General features: G+C 72.3%; 13 protein-coding genes and 1 pseudogene. 9 read left to right on the top strand and 5 right to left on the bottom strand.

Annotated elements, in window-relative coordinates:
• Window positions 1-4: 4 nt before the first annotated feature.
• The 3 genes from ACIHCL_RS34820 (at window position 5) to ACIHCL_RS34810 (ending at window position 1,728) form a co-directional block, all read left to right on the top strand.
• Window positions 5-721, top strand: coding sequence for a hypothetical protein (locus ACIHCL_RS34820; protein ID WP_399868389.1), 717 nt, complete (start codon window positions 5-7; stop codon window positions 719-721).
• A 130-nt stretch (window positions 722-851) separates the two neighbouring features.
• Entirely contained in the window at window positions 852-1,418 is a 567-nt protein-coding gene (locus ACIHCL_RS34815; protein ID WP_399868359.1) for a GNAT family N-acetyltransferase, read from the top strand.
• An 88-nt stretch (window positions 1,419-1,506) separates the two neighbouring features.
• Window positions 1,507-1,728, top strand: a complete 222-nt coding sequence (locus ACIHCL_RS34810) for a hypothetical protein (RefSeq protein ID WP_399868357.1) — start codon at window positions 1,507-1,509, stop codon at window positions 1,726-1,728.
• 33 nt (window positions 1,729-1,761) lie between these two features.
• On the opposite strand, the gene ACIHCL_RS34805 is transcribed toward ACIHCL_RS34810, so the two are convergent.
• Window positions 1,762-3,429 carry an AMP-binding protein gene (locus ACIHCL_RS34805; protein ID WP_399868356.1) on the bottom strand — a complete coding sequence of 556 codons (1,668 nt, stop codon included), beginning with the start codon at window positions 3,427-3,429 and terminating at the stop codon, window positions 1,762-1,764.
• A 53-nt stretch (window positions 3,430-3,482) separates the two neighbouring features.
• Window positions 3,483-5,159 (bottom strand): AMP-binding protein, encoded by a 1,677-nt coding sequence (locus ACIHCL_RS34800; RefSeq protein ID WP_399868354.1) that lies wholly within the window; start codon window positions 5,157-5,159, stop codon window positions 3,483-3,485.
• Between the two features lie 163 nt (window positions 5,160-5,322).
• Here ACIHCL_RS34800 and ACIHCL_RS34795 point away from each other — a divergent pair, with 163 nt between their 5' ends.
• The 3 genes from ACIHCL_RS34795 (at window position 5,323) to ACIHCL_RS34785 (ending at window position 7,872) form a co-directional block, all read left to right on the top strand.
• Complete coding sequence (locus ACIHCL_RS34795) at window positions 5,323-6,141, top strand: response regulator transcription factor (protein WP_399868387.1); 819 nt, start codon at window positions 5,323-5,325, stop codon at window positions 6,139-6,141.
• 319 nt (window positions 6,142-6,460) lie between these two features.
• Window positions 6,461-7,336 carry a DMT family transporter gene (locus ACIHCL_RS34790; protein ID WP_399868352.1) on the top strand — a complete coding sequence of 292 codons (876 nt, stop codon included), beginning with the start codon at window positions 6,461-6,463 and terminating at the stop codon, window positions 7,334-7,336.
• A 110-nt stretch (window positions 7,337-7,446) separates the two neighbouring features.
• Window positions 7,447-7,872 (top strand): cold-shock protein, encoded by a 426-nt coding sequence (locus ACIHCL_RS34785; protein WP_399868350.1) that lies wholly within the window; start codon window positions 7,447-7,449, stop codon window positions 7,870-7,872.
• A gap of 150 nt (window positions 7,873-8,022) precedes the next feature.
• Here ACIHCL_RS34785 and ACIHCL_RS34780 read toward each other — a convergent pair whose 3' ends face one another.
• On the bottom strand, window positions 8,023-8,253 hold the full coding sequence (locus tag ACIHCL_RS34780) for a DUF6296 family protein (protein ID WP_399868349.1): 231 nt from the start codon (window positions 8,251-8,253) through the stop codon (window positions 8,023-8,025).
• A gap of 268 nt (window positions 8,254-8,521) precedes the next feature.
• On the opposite strand from ACIHCL_RS34780, the gene ACIHCL_RS34775 reads away from it, so the two are divergent.
• Window positions 8,522-8,977, top strand: coding sequence for a DUF5709 domain-containing protein (locus tag ACIHCL_RS34775; protein ID WP_399868348.1), 456 nt, complete (start codon window positions 8,522-8,524; stop codon window positions 8,975-8,977).
• 165 nt (window positions 8,978-9,142) lie between these two features.
• The gene (locus tag ACIHCL_RS34770) at window positions 9,143-9,508 is read left to right on the top strand and encodes a nuclear transport factor 2 family protein (protein ID WP_399868346.1); all 366 of its coding nucleotides are present in this window, start codon (window positions 9,143-9,145) and stop codon (window positions 9,506-9,508) included.
• Window positions 9,509-9,576: 68 nt separating this feature from the next.
• On the opposite strand, the gene ACIHCL_RS34765 is transcribed toward ACIHCL_RS34770, so the two are convergent.
• On the bottom strand, window positions 9,577-10,077 hold the full coding sequence (locus ACIHCL_RS34765; protein WP_399868345.1) for an SRPBCC family protein: 501 nt from the start codon (window positions 10,075-10,077) through the stop codon (window positions 9,577-9,579).
• 497 nt (window positions 10,078-10,574) lie between these two features.
• On the opposite strand from ACIHCL_RS34765, the gene ACIHCL_RS34760 reads away from it, so the two are divergent.
• On the top strand, window positions 10,575-12,989 hold the full coding sequence (locus ACIHCL_RS34760; protein ID WP_399868344.1) for an endonuclease/exonuclease/phosphatase family protein: 2,415 nt from the start codon (window positions 10,575-10,577) through the stop codon (window positions 12,987-12,989).
• Between the two features lie 162 nt (window positions 12,990-13,151).
• Here ACIHCL_RS34760 and ACIHCL_RS34755 read toward each other — a convergent pair.
• Window positions 13,152-13,595: pseudogene (locus tag ACIHCL_RS34755) on the bottom strand (alpha/beta fold hydrolase); the annotation flags it as partial.
• Between the last annotated feature and the right edge of the window lie 173 nt (window positions 13,596-13,768).

Genomic DNA, 13,768 nt, shown 5'->3' with positions numbered 1-13,768 from the left:
CAAGGTGGAGTCGGTGCCGGTGCGCTGCCCGGACTGTCGCCGCGAGCACGCGTACCGGGCGCAGAGCTATCCCTGCCCCTGCGGTGCGCCGACCGCGCCGCCCCTGCTGTCCGGGGCGCGCGTAGCACCGATCACCCACCGCACCTGGGAGGACGACTGGGTGGCGGTGCGCTGCCGCGCCTGCGGGCGCCTCGACCACTGGCCTCAGCCCGAGTTGTACTGCCCGTGCGGGGCGGTGCTGCGGATACCGGTCCGCCCGGCTCCGGCGCCCGTGCCGAGCCGCACCGCGGATCCGGACCGTCCGGCCGCCCGGGACACCCGGCCGGCGTTCCGGCCGGAGCCGGTCCGCACCGCGCACGACGCCGTCGAGAACGCCGCCCGCTACCTGCGGTGGCTGGGCTACCACGACGCGGCACGGCCCCCCGGGCACTCGCCCGCGCGGATCGACCTGCAGGCCACCGGCCTGATCGCCCGGGTCGACACCGGCGGCCTCCCCACCACCCCGCGCGCGGTCGAATGCCTCTGGCTGAACGCCCTGTCCGCCTCGGTCACGAGCGCGTTCTTCTCGCTCCCCGGCTACGCGCGGGACGCATGGACACGCGCGGACGGACTCGGCGTCCCGCTCTTCGCGATGGACCGGACGGGCCTGCCACGGCCGGCCAACGGCCCGGCGAGGGAGCTGCCCGGCCCCGGCCACCGGGACCGGCCGGCGCCCGGGTGAGACCGGCCGGCACCCGGGTGAGACCGGTCGGCGCCCGGGGGCGCCGCCGCACCGGACCGCCCGACGCACCACCGGCGCGTGCCGCGACACCGGGCGGTGCGCGCTCCGGTCCGGGCGCCATACTGGGCGCATGCTCATCCGTACCGCACGCCGTTGCGATCTGCCGCTGCTCCAGGACATCGAACGGGCCGCCGGTGAACCGTTCCGCGCCCTCGGCATGGCCGCCGTGGCGGATGACGAACCTCCGCCGCTCGACCTGCTGGAGGACTACCGCCGGGCGGAGCGCGCCTGGGTGGCCACGGACGGCGACGACCGCCCGATCGCCTATCTGATCGCCGACGAGGTCGACGGCGCGGCCCATGTCGAACAGGTCACGGTCCACCCGTCCGCATCCCGGCGCCGCCTGGGCAGCGGGCTCATCGATCATCTCGCGCGGTGGGCGGCCGACCGGGACCTGGACGCGCTCACGCTGACGACGTTCCGTCACGTCCCTTGGAACGCCCCGTACTACGCGCGGCTCGGCTTCCGTGTCCTCGACGACGCCGAACTCACCGACGGACTGCGGAAGATCAGGGCGGCGGAGACGGAACACGGCCTGGACCGCTGGCCGAGGGTCTGCATGCGGCGTGCGGCGCCGCACCCCGGCGGGATCCCTCGGCCCGCCGGAACGCACGGGCGAACCCCCGCCGCGACCTGACGACAACACCGAGTGCAATCGGTCACGTTCAGGCCAGGAGGACACATATGTTCGGGGTTTGTCAGTGGCGAGCCTTAAAGTGGGGCGCATGGCATTAACTCCACGACACACCCCAACCACCGACCCCGCACGCCCAGCCCGCTCGTCCCGTACGTCCGCCGCCGAGGCGAACGAGGCGATACGAGCCCTGGTCGACGCGCGGGCCGGACAGGAGTGGTCCCCCGTGGAGTCAGCCGCCTACGAGGTGCTGCTGATCGAGTGGGCGGCGGCGACCCGGGGCGCCTCGGGCGACATCATCGAGGCCGCCTGATCCGCCCCGGACCATGGGGGACCGCAGCCGCCCCTACCCGCCGTAGCCCTCGCGCAGTTCGATCTTCCGGACCTTCCCGCTGACCGTCATCGGGAAGGACTCCAGGATCCGCAGCCGCCGCGGGATCTTGTAGTGCGCCAGCTGCTCGCGGCAGTGGTCCGTCACCTCCTCCAGGGTCGGCGGGTCCGCCGGGTTCCGCGGGATCACACAGGCCAGGACCTCCTCCCCGTAGGTGCCGTCCGGCACCCCCACCACCTGCACGTCCGCGATCTTCGGGTGGCCGTGGAGGAACTCCTCCACCTCCCGCGGGTACACGTTCTCACCACCCCGGATGATCACGTCCTTGATCCGGCCGACGATCTCCACATAGCCGTCCTCGCGCATCACCGCCAGATCCCCGGTGTGCATCCACCGGCCGGCGTCGATGACCTGGGCGGTGCGCTCGGGGTCCTCCCAGTAGCCCAGCATCACGCTGTAGCCCCGGGTGCACAGCTCACCCGGCACGCCGCGTTCCAGGGTCACCCCGGTCACCGGATCGACGACCTTGACCTCCAGGTGCGGCAGGACCCGGCCGACCGTGCTCGTGCGGCGCTCCAGATCGTCGTCGCACCGGGTCTGGGTGGAGACCGGTGAGGTCTCCGTCATCCCGTAGCAGATGGACACCTCCTCCATGTGCATCTCGGCGACGACCCGCTTCATCACCTCGACCGGGCACGGCGACCCGGCCATGATCCCGGTGCGCAGCGAGGACAGGTCGTACGAGGCGAAGTCGGGGAGGTTCAGCTCGGCGATGAACATCGTGGGCACGCCGTAGAGCGATGTGCAGCGCTCCTGCTGCACGGCGGAGAGCACCGCCGCGGCCTCGAAGGCGGGGGCCGGGATCACGATGCAGGCGCCGTGCGAGGTCGCGCCGAGATTGCCCATGACCATGCCGAAGCAGTGGTAGAACGGGACCGGCAGACAGATCCGGTCCTGTTCGGTGTACGCGATCATCTCCCCCACGAAATAGCCGTTGTTGAGGATGCTGTGGTGGGAGAGGGTGGCGCCCTTGGGGAAGCCGGTGGTGCCGGAGGTGTACTGGATGTTGATGGGGTCGTCGCAGGACAGCTCGGCCTCGCGGGCGGCGAGTTGCTCCTCCGTCACGACTGCTGCCGAGGCCAGCAGTTCGTCCCACGACGGGTCGCCGATGTAGTGCACGGCACGCAGCGCGGGGCAGTCGGCGCGGACCCGGCCGACGAGGGCGCGGTAGTCGCTGGTGCGGTGGGCGAGCGAGGAGATCAGCAGGGATATGCCGGCCTGGTTGAGCACGTATCGCAGTTCATGCGCCCGGTAGGCCGGGTTGATGTTGACCATGACGGCACCGATCCGGGCGGTGGCGTACTGGGTGAACACCCACTCGGCGCAGTTGATCGCCCAGATCCCGACCCGGTCGCCCTTGGCCACCCCCGCCCCCATGAGCGCGCGGGCCAGTTCGTCGACGGCCGCGCCGAACTCGGTGTACGTCCAGCGCCGCCCGGAGGCGACGTCGACGAGCGCCTCACGGTCGCCGAACGCCTCGACAGCGCGGTCGAGATTACGTCCGATCGTGTCGCCGAGCAGCGGCGTCGTGCCGGTGCCGTGCGCGTAGGACAGAGCGCGGGGCTCCCGGCCGGCGCGGGTCTCGGGTGCGCCGGCCTCGGGCGCGCGGGTCGGTTCACTCATGGTTGGTCCCCCCTCGTACTCGGTTCGGGTGTCGTGCGCGCGGGACGGCACACTCATCGGAAGTCCCCCTCGCCGTATTCGGTCCCGCCGCCCTGGGCCGTGCGCTCGCGCAGTTCGATGCGGCGGATCTTGCCGGAGACGGTCTTGGGCAGGTCCGCGAACTCCAGCCGGCGGATCCTCTTGTACGGGGCGAGGACCGACCGGGAGTGCTCGAACAGCGCCTTCGCGGTGTCCGGTCCGGGCTCCCAGCCCTCCGCGAGCACGATGTACGCCTTCGGCACGGCGAGCCGAACCGGGTCGGGGGCCGGGACGACGGCGGCCTCGGCGACCGCCTCGTGCTCCAGCAGCGCGCTCTCCAGCTCGAACGGCGAGATCTTGTAGTCGGACGCCTTGAAGACGTCGTCGGCCCGGCCGACGTAGGTGATGTAGCCGTCGAGGTCCCGGGAGCCGATGTCCCCGGTGCGGTAGTAGCCGCCCGCCATCGCTTCCGCGGTCTTCTCCGGATCGCCGTGGTAGCCGGTCATCAGGCCCACCGGGCGGTCCGACAGGTCGAGCGAGATCTCGCCCTCGACCGCACCGGGTTCACCGGTCACCGGGTCGAGGAGTTCGACCCGGAAACCCGGGCTGGGCCGCCCCATCGACCCGGCCTTCAGCAGCTGACCGGGGGCGTTGGCGACCTGGACGGAGGTCTCGGTCTGGCCGAAGCCGTCCCGGATGGTGACCCCCCAGACGCGCCGCACCGTCTCGATGACCTCCGGATTGAGCGGCTCCCCGGCCGCCACGACCTCGCGCGGCGGGTTCTTCAGCTGGGAGAGGTCGGCCTGGATCAGCATCCGCCAGACGGTGGGCGGCGCGCAGAAGCTGGTGACCCCGGAGCGGTCCATCTCGGCCATCAGCCGTGTCGCGTCGAAGCGGGTGTAGTTGAAGATGAAGACGGTGGCCTCGGCGGTCCAGGGCGCGAAGAGGTTCGACCAGGCGTGCTTGGCCCAGCCGGGCGAGGAGATGTTGAGGTGGACGTCCCCGGGCTTGAGCCCGATCCAGTACATCGTCGACAGGTGGCCCACCGGGTAGGACGCGTGGGTGTGCTCGACGAGCTTGGGGCTGGCGGTCGTGCCGGAGGTGAAGTAGAGCATCAGCGGCTCGTCGGCGTCCGTCTCGCGGTCCGCGCGGTACGTCTCCGGGTGGCCGTCGGCGCCCGCGTACGACGCCCAGCCCGGCACTTCCGCGCCGACGGCGATCCGGGTGTAGCCGCCGGGCACCTCCTCGAACTTGGCGGTGTCGGCGTCCCGCACCAGGACGTGCCGGACCCGCCCGCGCTCCACCCGGTCCCGCAGATCGGCCGGGCCCAGGAGCGGCGTGGCGGGGATGACGACGGCCCGCAGCTTCATCGCGGCGAGGGCCGTCTCCCACAGCTCGACCTGGTTGCCGAGCATGACGAGCATCCGGTCCCCGGCCCGGATTCCCTGGGCGCGCAGCCAGTTCGCGACCTGGTTGGAGCGCGCGGACATCCGGGCGAAGGACACCTCGGTGCGGTCGCCGTCCTCCTCCACGATGTGCAGGGCAGTGCGGTCGTTGTTCCCGGCGATCACGTCGAACCAGTCGAGCGCCCAGTTGAAGTGGTCGGCCCTGGGCCAGCGGAATCCCTCGTAGGCCGCCTGGTAGTCCTCTCGGTGCCGCAGCAGAAAGTCCCGGGCGGCCCGGAACGTCTCCGTCGCACTGGTTGACGACATGTGCCCTCCTCATTGCGGACCGAACCGGTCGATTAACATCATGTAAACAGTGACCGAGGTCTCACTACCCCCGAACGGGGGTGCGCCGATCGGGTCGCCCAGACCGTGTCTTCGAACCGGGCAGAGAGGCGTCAGCGTGCCGGAAGCCGAGTATGCGGTCGACATGCGGTCAGCCCTGTTGCGGCTGCGCCGGACCAGCGGACTGCCCGTGGCCTTCGGCGGGCTGGTATCGGATGCCCGCCACGCCCGGATCGCGGAGCTGAACGGGGCGCAGTCCGCCGCCCTGCGCGGGCTCGTCATCTCGGCGGGCAGCGGCCTGGGCGGCAAGTCGATCGCCCTGTCCCGGCCGTGCGCGGTCACCGACTACCGCGTCTCCCGCCACATCAGCCACGAGTACGATCTGGCGGTCGCGGCGGAGGGGCTGCGTTCGGTGGTCGCGGTACCCGTCGTCGTGCGGCGCAGGGTGCGCGGTCTGCTGTACGGGGCGCTGCGCGAGCCGGTGGCGCTCGGCGACCGTGTGTTCGACGCTGCGGTGGCGGCGGCGCGCGACGTGGAGCAGGCGCTGGTCGTCCGCGACGAGGTGCAGCGGCTCGTGGCCGTCACACGGGAACGCACCGACGGCACCGGGTCCGCGCCCCAGGGTGCGTGGGAGGACGTCCGCGAGGCCCATCGCGAACTGCGCACCCTGGTCCCGAAGGTCGTCGACCCCGCGCTGCGCGACGAGCTGCTCGCGGTGTGCGGGCGGCTCGCCTCGGCGGCGGGGGCACGGGAGCCGAAGGGGCACGGGGTGCACCTGGCGCCGCGCGAGCTGGACGTGCTGGCCTGCGTGGCAGCGGGCACGACGAACGCGGTGGCGGCGGAGCGGCTGGGCCTGCGCCCGGAGACGGTGAAGGGCTATCTGCGTTCGGCGATGCGCAAGCTGGGGGCGCACACCCGTCTGGAGGCGGTGGTGGCGGCGCGGCGCGCGGGGCTGCTGCCCTGATGAGGCACTACGGTCGCGCGGCCCGAGCCGGCTCCACCCCCGGTGAACGTCGGCCACCGAGGCACGTACGGTCCCGCGGCCCGAGCGGTGCGCCGTCGGCCGCGGGCGGGACGCCGCCCGACCCGGGCGGGAGGGTCCTGCGGCGCACGGCACGTGACCGGACCCGCGCCGGGGCCGCCCGGCCGATGCGACCGCGCGGCGTGCCGTCGCCCCCGGCTTGCAGGGACGCGCCCGGGGGCCGTGCCCGGCCGGTACGATCCGCCATGCCGCACCACCGCGGGACCCGGGTTCGCGGGTCCTCCGCCCGCATCATGACCTGGTGATCAGTGTCCTGTTCGCCATCCTGACCGCGCTCACCAACGGTGCCGCCTCCGTCCTCCAGCGCCGGGCCGCCCGTACCGTTCCCGACAGCCAGGCGATGCGCCTGTCGCTGATCGGGCACCTGATGCGGCGCCGGACCTGGCTCGCCGGGATCTGCCTGGTGATCGTCGCGGCCGTCTGCCAGGCGGTGGCCCTGGCCACCGGGCCGATCGCCGTGGTCCAGCCGATCTTCGTGATCGAGCTGCCCGCCACGCTGCTGATGGCGGGGTTCGCCATGCGTGTCCGGCTGCCCGGCCGGCTCTGGTGCGCGGTGGCGGCCATGACCCTGGGGCTCGCCCTGGGCATGGCATCGGCGGCGCCGCAGGGCGACAGCGCCTCCGTGCGGGGAACGGTGTGGATTCCGGCCCTCATCCTGACCGGGATCTTCGAGGCCGCGCTGATCGGCGCGGCCCTCGGCACCCGGGGCAACGCCCGGGGCGCGCTGCTCGGTCTCGCCGCCGCGTGCGGGTACGCCCTCACGGCGGCGCTGATGAAGGACGCCATGGCGCGGCTCCAGGGCGGTGGTGGAGCGGTGGAGCTGCTGACGTCCTGGCAGCTGTACGCCACCGCCGCGGCCGGTCTCGGCGCGCTGTTCCTCCTCCAGAACGCCCTGCAGGCGGGCATGCTGGTCGCGGTCCAGCCGCCGCTGACCCTCGGTGACGCGCTGATCAGCGTTCTGTACGGAGTGACGCTGTTCGGTGAGCGGCTGCGCACCGGGTGGTGGCTGCTGCCGGAACTGGTCGCGCTCGGTCTGATCACGGCGGGCAGTATCGAACTGGCGCGCTCCCCTCTGGCCTCCGGGACGGCTCCGCCACCCCCGCGAAGGCTCCGGTGACCGGGACACGATTCGAGGACCGGGTCGCGCCGGGCGCGCGCCGGGGCTATTCTCCGGTCGAGCCATGTGTGGCGACGGGCAAGGGGCCCGGTTCTTTTCTGGGGGTTGGTGTGGTTTCTGGTCGCGTGGTGCGATTCGACAGCGCACGGGGATACGGTTTCATCGCGCCCGAGCACGGCGGTGAGGACGTCTTCCTCCATGTGAACGACATGTTGATCCCGGAGTCCTATGTGCACACGGGAACCATGGTCGAGTTCGAGATCGAGGACGGTGACCGCGGGCTGAAGGCGTCGTCCGTCAGACTCGCGGAGGGTTCCGACGGCAAGCCGCTCACCCCGCCGAGGCCCGCCTCCGCCACTCACACGGCGTCGGCGGACGACGACGCTCTGTGCGATGTGCTCAGCTCGGCCGCGTACACCAGGGAGGTGACCGACATCCTGCTGGAGTCGGTACCGTCGCTGACGGGCGCGCAGATCCTGCAGATCCGGGGCGTGTTGCTCCAGTTCGCCAAGAACCACGGCTGGACCGAGGGCTGACCGGGGCGCGCCCGCCCGAGCCGGCCCGCGGCCGGAGCCACCCGCACCCGGCGGGATCGCACCGCCGCCGCGGGTGCGGGCGCACGACGGGGCGGCCCCGTACGGACACGGGCCCGTCCGGAGAGCGTTCTCCGGACGGGCCTCGGCGTGTCAGGCGCTCGGCTCGCGCACCACCAGCGGTGTTCCGAGGATCTGGTGTCCGCCGCTGGCCAGCATGCGCACCTCTCCCCGGTCGCTGATCTCCGCGCGTATGATCCCGGTCTCGTCCTCGTAGATCGGGTACCCGCCCGCGCCCGAGCGCTCGGTGCGCCGGACGGTCACCGTGTCGTCCTCGACTGCGGACGACTGAAACACCAGTTCGTAGCTCTCCGGGTAATCCATGGCGGCACTCCCGATACCGATGGGGCGGGACGTGGCCCCTCTGCCACTTCCATCGTCCCTCGGGGCCGCCGTCCGTGCCCGGCGGCGAACGGCTGCAGCCTCGCACCGAGGCCACTTATCCTGTACTCATAAGGGCGATTCAGAAGCTTTGAGGCTTGTATCGGGGCTTTGTCGTAGGTATGAGCCGTCGCCTCCCATATGACCCGTTTCGACCGAGTCGCGTGTCCGGCGCGCGGGACCGGGACCCCGGAACCGGAGGGAACTGACCATGAAGGATGCCGAGATGGGGGACGAGGTCTACCAGCCCCAGCAGCCGGAGGCATCCGATCTCGTCGAGCAGCTCGACCTCGAGGACACCCTCGACAACCGCGGGCTGGCCGATCTGCTGGACGAGGGCTACTCCCCGCCCGAGCGACCGTGGGCGGTGGAGGATCTGGGCACCACGGCCGCCGAGCAGCACAGTGGCGAGTCCCTGGAGAGCCGGCTGGCGCGGGAGCTGCCCGACATCGTCGAGGCCGACGACAACGGTCTGGGGGACCTGGCGGACAGCGACGGCGAGCTCTGGGACACGGAGGTCGGCGCGGCGCGGGCCGGGCGCCTCACCCGGGAGCTGGACATCGACGAGCCGGACACCCTGGCCGCGGAGGACGTCGGAATCGACGGAGCCGCGGCGTCCGCCGAGGAGGCTGCCGTGCATGTGATCCCGGACGACAGCCAGGTGTGACCGGGCGGCCCCGCCCATGGCCCCGCGGGCCGTCGAAGCCGTCCGCGGCCCCGGCCCGCACGCATGACCTCACGGGTAATCGACGTACCACCCGCCCTCGGAGATCGTGTCGTTCACCGACGAAAACCCGGCGCCATCGTCGGGACGCCAGGAGAGGAACGCACGATGACCGTGTACGAGGACGCCGTCCGACGCTACTTCGCCGCCTGGAACGCCGCCCCCGAGGGCGTGGCGAAGGCCGTGGCGGAGGCCTTCACCGAGACCGCCACCTACACCGATCCACTGGCCGAGGTGCGCGGTCACCAGGGGATCGCCGCCGTGATCGCCGGGGCCCACGGGCAGTTCCCCGGCTTCGAGTTCCGCCCGCTCGCCACCCCGGACGGGCACCACGGCATCGTGCGCTTCGGCTGGGAACTGGTCCTGCCCGCCGACGGCTCGGCGCCGGTCGCCGGATCGGATGTGGCCACCCTCGCCGAGGACGGGCGGATCGCCTCGGTGAGCGGCTTCCTCGACCGGGTGCCCGCGGCCTGAGCCGATGCGTCCGGCGCCCCCCCGCGTAGCCGTGCCGTCACGCTGCGGGGCGCCCGGCCGCACTGCGGTCAGGCCGGTTCATCGAGGAACCTGCCGCCCTCCAGCAGGGTCTTGAGCGCCGAGAGGATCACGACCCAGCCACTACTGACCCCCTCCAGCATCCTGCTGTCCGGGCTGTCGAAGCCGTCATGGGTGAGCGTCAGCCTGACACCGGCCTCGGGCTCCTCGGCCGGCTCGATGTCGAAGGCGACCTTCGAGCGCTCCCGGACCGCCTTCTCCCACTCCTCGTCCGAGGCGAAGTCGAACATCTGGCGGTGCATGGGCTGGAGGGTGTGCCAGGTGTAGGCCAGCCGCCGACCGGGCTCCGCCTCCAGGACGCGCTGCCCGACCTCTTCGAACTCCCCGTCCGGATCCATCTTCCAGCGGACCGGAGCGCCGACTTCCCAGGTCGAATCGGGACCGTACCCGCCCATGTAGACCGCGATGGACTCGGGGTCGGTCAGCGCCCGGTAGAGCTCCTCGGCCGTGGTCTGGATGTAGAGGGTGTAGACGAACTCCGGCTTGTCCACGGGAGCTCCTTCCAAGGTCTGCTCGCGGTGGGGCGGTGCCGTCGGGCCATGGGCTCATCACGGCCGGTCCGGCGGTCGGCGCCCCCGCGGACCGGCTCCGGGCCGGGGGCACGGCCTTTGGCGGCCCCGGCACACGCCCGTGCCCTGGAGCACCGGCTCCGCCAGGTGCTCGCTCGGGCCCGCCGGGCCGCGTCGAGGCCCTCGGCCGGCCCGCCCGTGCACCACCGGCCCGTGCGTTCGGTTTCGAGGAGTTCGCGCCGGCCCGGCTCGGCGAGCGCCGTGCACATCACGTCCGCCGCCGTCATCGCGTTCACCGCCGCGCTCTCACGCCTTTTCCGCCGCCACCATAGGCAACCGTTCGGTTGCATGTCGAGCGGGACCCGCCCCTGCGCCGCCACGACGCCGTGACGATGTACGGAATTCACTTCTGATGTCTTGTCAAGAGAGTGTCTACGCGCATAGCTTTTGCTCTCACCAGACTTCGGGAGCAGTCCACCGTGCACATATCCAGACCCCGTTCCGTCCTGCTGGCCGGCGCCGTCGTCGTGACGCTGTCGGCCACCGCACTGCCCGCCGCCTTCGCGGCGCCGTCCCCGACCGCCGTGATCTCCGAGGTGTACGGCGGCGGGGGCAATTCGGGTGCGACGTTCACCCATGACTTCATCGAGCTGGGCAACGCGGGCACCGCCGCCTACGACCTGTCGGGCTTCAGCGTGCAGTACCTGCCCGCCGCCCCCTCGGCCGGTTCGCAGTGGCAGGTGTCCGCGCTGACCGGTTCCCTCGCCCCCGGCGGCCGTTATCTGATCGCCGAGGCCCCGGGGAGCGGCGGCACCGAGGCGCTGCCGACTCCGGACGCCTCCGGCAACATCGCGATGTCGGCCACCGGCGGCACCGTGGCACTGGTCTCCGGCACCACCCCGCTGACCTGCAAGACGGCCGCCGACTGCGCGGCCGACACCCGGATCGTGGACCTGGTCGGCTACGGCTCCGCCGTCGTGCGGGAGGGCGCCGGACCGGCCGCCGGGGCGTCGAACACCGCCTCGGTGGCGCGCGCGGACTCCCTCGCCGACACCGACCACAACGCCGCGGACTTCACCGCGGGCGCCCCGACTCCGGTCAACTCGGCCGGTGAGTCCTCCGGTGGGTCCGGACCGGTCGATCCCGGCGGCCCGACCGAGCCCGGCAGCGTGCGCATCCACGACATCCAGGGCACCACCCGGGTGTCGCCGCTGAACGGCCGGCAGGTGACCGGGGTGCCGGGCATCGTCACCGGCGTACGCACCAGCGGTTCGCGCGGCTTCTGGATGCAGGACCCCTCACCGGACTCGGACCCCCGTACCAGCGAGGGCGTGTTCGTCTTCACCGGCTCCACCGCTCCGGGGGTGGCCGTGGGCGACTCGGTGCTGGTCAGCGGCAAGGTGGACGAGTACTACCCGTCGACGACCAGCCAGTCGGTCACCGAGATCACCGCGCCGAAGACGACGGTGCTGTCCTCCGGCAACCCGCTGCCCGCCCCGGTGGTGCTCGACGCCGCCTCGGTGCCGGACGCCTACGTGCCGTCGGCGAAGGGCGGCTCGATCGACGGCCTGCCCCTCGAACCGTCCGCGTACGCCCTGGACTTCTACGAGTCGCTCGAAGGCACCCGCGTGCAGATCGTCGACAGCCGTGTGACGGGCGCGACGAACAAGTACGGCGAGGTCTGGGTGACCGTGAAGCCGGAGGAGAACCGGACCACGCGCGGCGGCACGCTGTACGCCTCGTACAACGACCAGAACACCGGCCGCGTCAAGGTGATGTCGCTCGACGCCGACCGTCCGGTCCCCGTCGCGAACGTGGGCGACGAGCTGTCCGGCGCCACCATCGGTGTCCTGGACTACGCCTCCTACGGCGGCTACTCCCTCCAGGCCACCGAGCTCGGCACGCTCACCGACCACGGCCTCCAGCGCGAGGTGACCCGGAAGCAGAAGGGCAAGGAGCTCGCGGTAGCCACGTACAACGTGGAGAACCTGGACGCGCTGGACGAGCAGACCAAGTTCGACACTCTCGCCCAGGGGATCGCCGTCAACCTCTCCTCCCCCGACATCGTGTCGCTGGAGGAGATCCAGGACGACAACGGCGCGGTGAACGACGGCACGGTCGGCTCCGAGGCCACGCTGAAGCGGTTCACCGACGCGATCACCGCCGCGGGCGGACCCCGGTACGCGTGGCGGTACATCGCCCCCGAGAACAACAAGGACGGTGGCGAGCCCGGCGGCAACATCCGCAACGTCTTCCTCTTCAACCCCAAGAGGGTCAGCTTCGTGGACCGCCCGGGCGGCGACGCCACGACCGCCGTGGCCGCGGTGCCCACGAAGAAGGGCGTGGCCCTCTCGGTGTCGCCCGGCCGGATCACCCCGAACAACGATGCCTGGATCGCCAGCCGCAAGCCGCTCGTCGGTGAGTTCCGGTTCCACGGCAAGCCGGTCTTCGTCATCGGCAACCACTTCGCGTCCAAGGGCGGCGACCAGCCCCTGCACGGCCGCTACCAGGAGCCGAACCGTTCCTCGGAGACCAAGCGGGTGGCGCAGGCGACGGAGGTCAACACCTTCGTCAAGTCGCTGCTGGCGGCCGACGACTCGGCCCGCGTCATCACGCTCGGCGACCTGAACGACTTCTCGTTCTCGCCGACGATGAACGCGCTGACCAGTGGCAAGGTGCTCAAACCGCTGATCGACACGCTGCCGGCGAGCGAGCGGTACAGCTATGTGTACGACGGCAACTCCCAGACCCTGGACCACATCCTGACCAGTCCGGGCATCCGCCGCTTCGACTACGACGTGGTGCACATCAACGCGGAGTTCGCCGACCAGGCGAGCGACCACGATCCGCAGATCGTGCGCATCGACGTCAACGCCCCCGATAGGGCCCGCTGACGCGGACCCGCGCACGGCCATGGACCCGGCGGGAGCCGACCTCCGGGACGTGTGAACGGCGGGACACGGTCGGGGCGTGCGGCCATCGGGCGCCCCGCCGCTGTCCCGCCCGTCCGTGTAAGCCGCGCCCGGGTCGCCCTTCCGGCGGCCGGGGCGCGGCGTTCACCTGCCCGGTAGCGGGTGCGCGGGAACCGGCCGGTGCGGTACGGCGGCCAGGCCCGGCGCCGGTTCCAGCGGGCGGTCCGTGAAGAACCGGGCCACGAGGTCGGCGACGTCGTCCGGGCGTTCCAGGACCACCCAGTGGTCGGACTGCCCGATCGTGACGAACCGGCTGCCCTCGATCGTGGCGGCGAAGGCGCGCTGATGTTCCGGCGAGGTCACCGTGTCGTGCTCGCCCGCGAAGACCAGGGCGGGCACCCCGGTCAGACCGCCGGAGAAGTCCGGCCGGTGCTCCAGCGGCCCGACCAGCGACCGGGCGGCGTGCGGCGAGTGGGTCAGGGCGTGCAGGAAGGAGCGGCGCACATAGCGCTGTGCCAGCTCCCGCCGGTGGACCGGACGTTCGGGGTCCTGGCACATCAGTGCCGCGGCGGCCAGCGCGGCCAGCCCCGCCGTGGGGGGGGGGGGGGGGGGGGGCCCCCCCCCCCCCCCCCCCCCCCCCCCCCCCCCCCCCCCCCCCCCCCCCCACCCCCCCCCCCCCCCCCCCCCCCCCCCCCCCCCCCCCCCCCCCCCCCCCCCCCCCCCCCCCCCCCCCCCCCCCCCCCCCCCCCCCCCCCCCCCCC

The sequence above is a fragment of the Streptomyces sp. NPDC052042 genome (assembly GCF_044548345.1).
In the GTDB taxonomy this organism is placed as follows: Bacteria; Actinomycetota; Actinomycetes; order Streptomycetales; family Streptomycetaceae; genus Streptomyces.
This window is presented reverse-complemented; position numbering and strand designations above follow the sequence as displayed.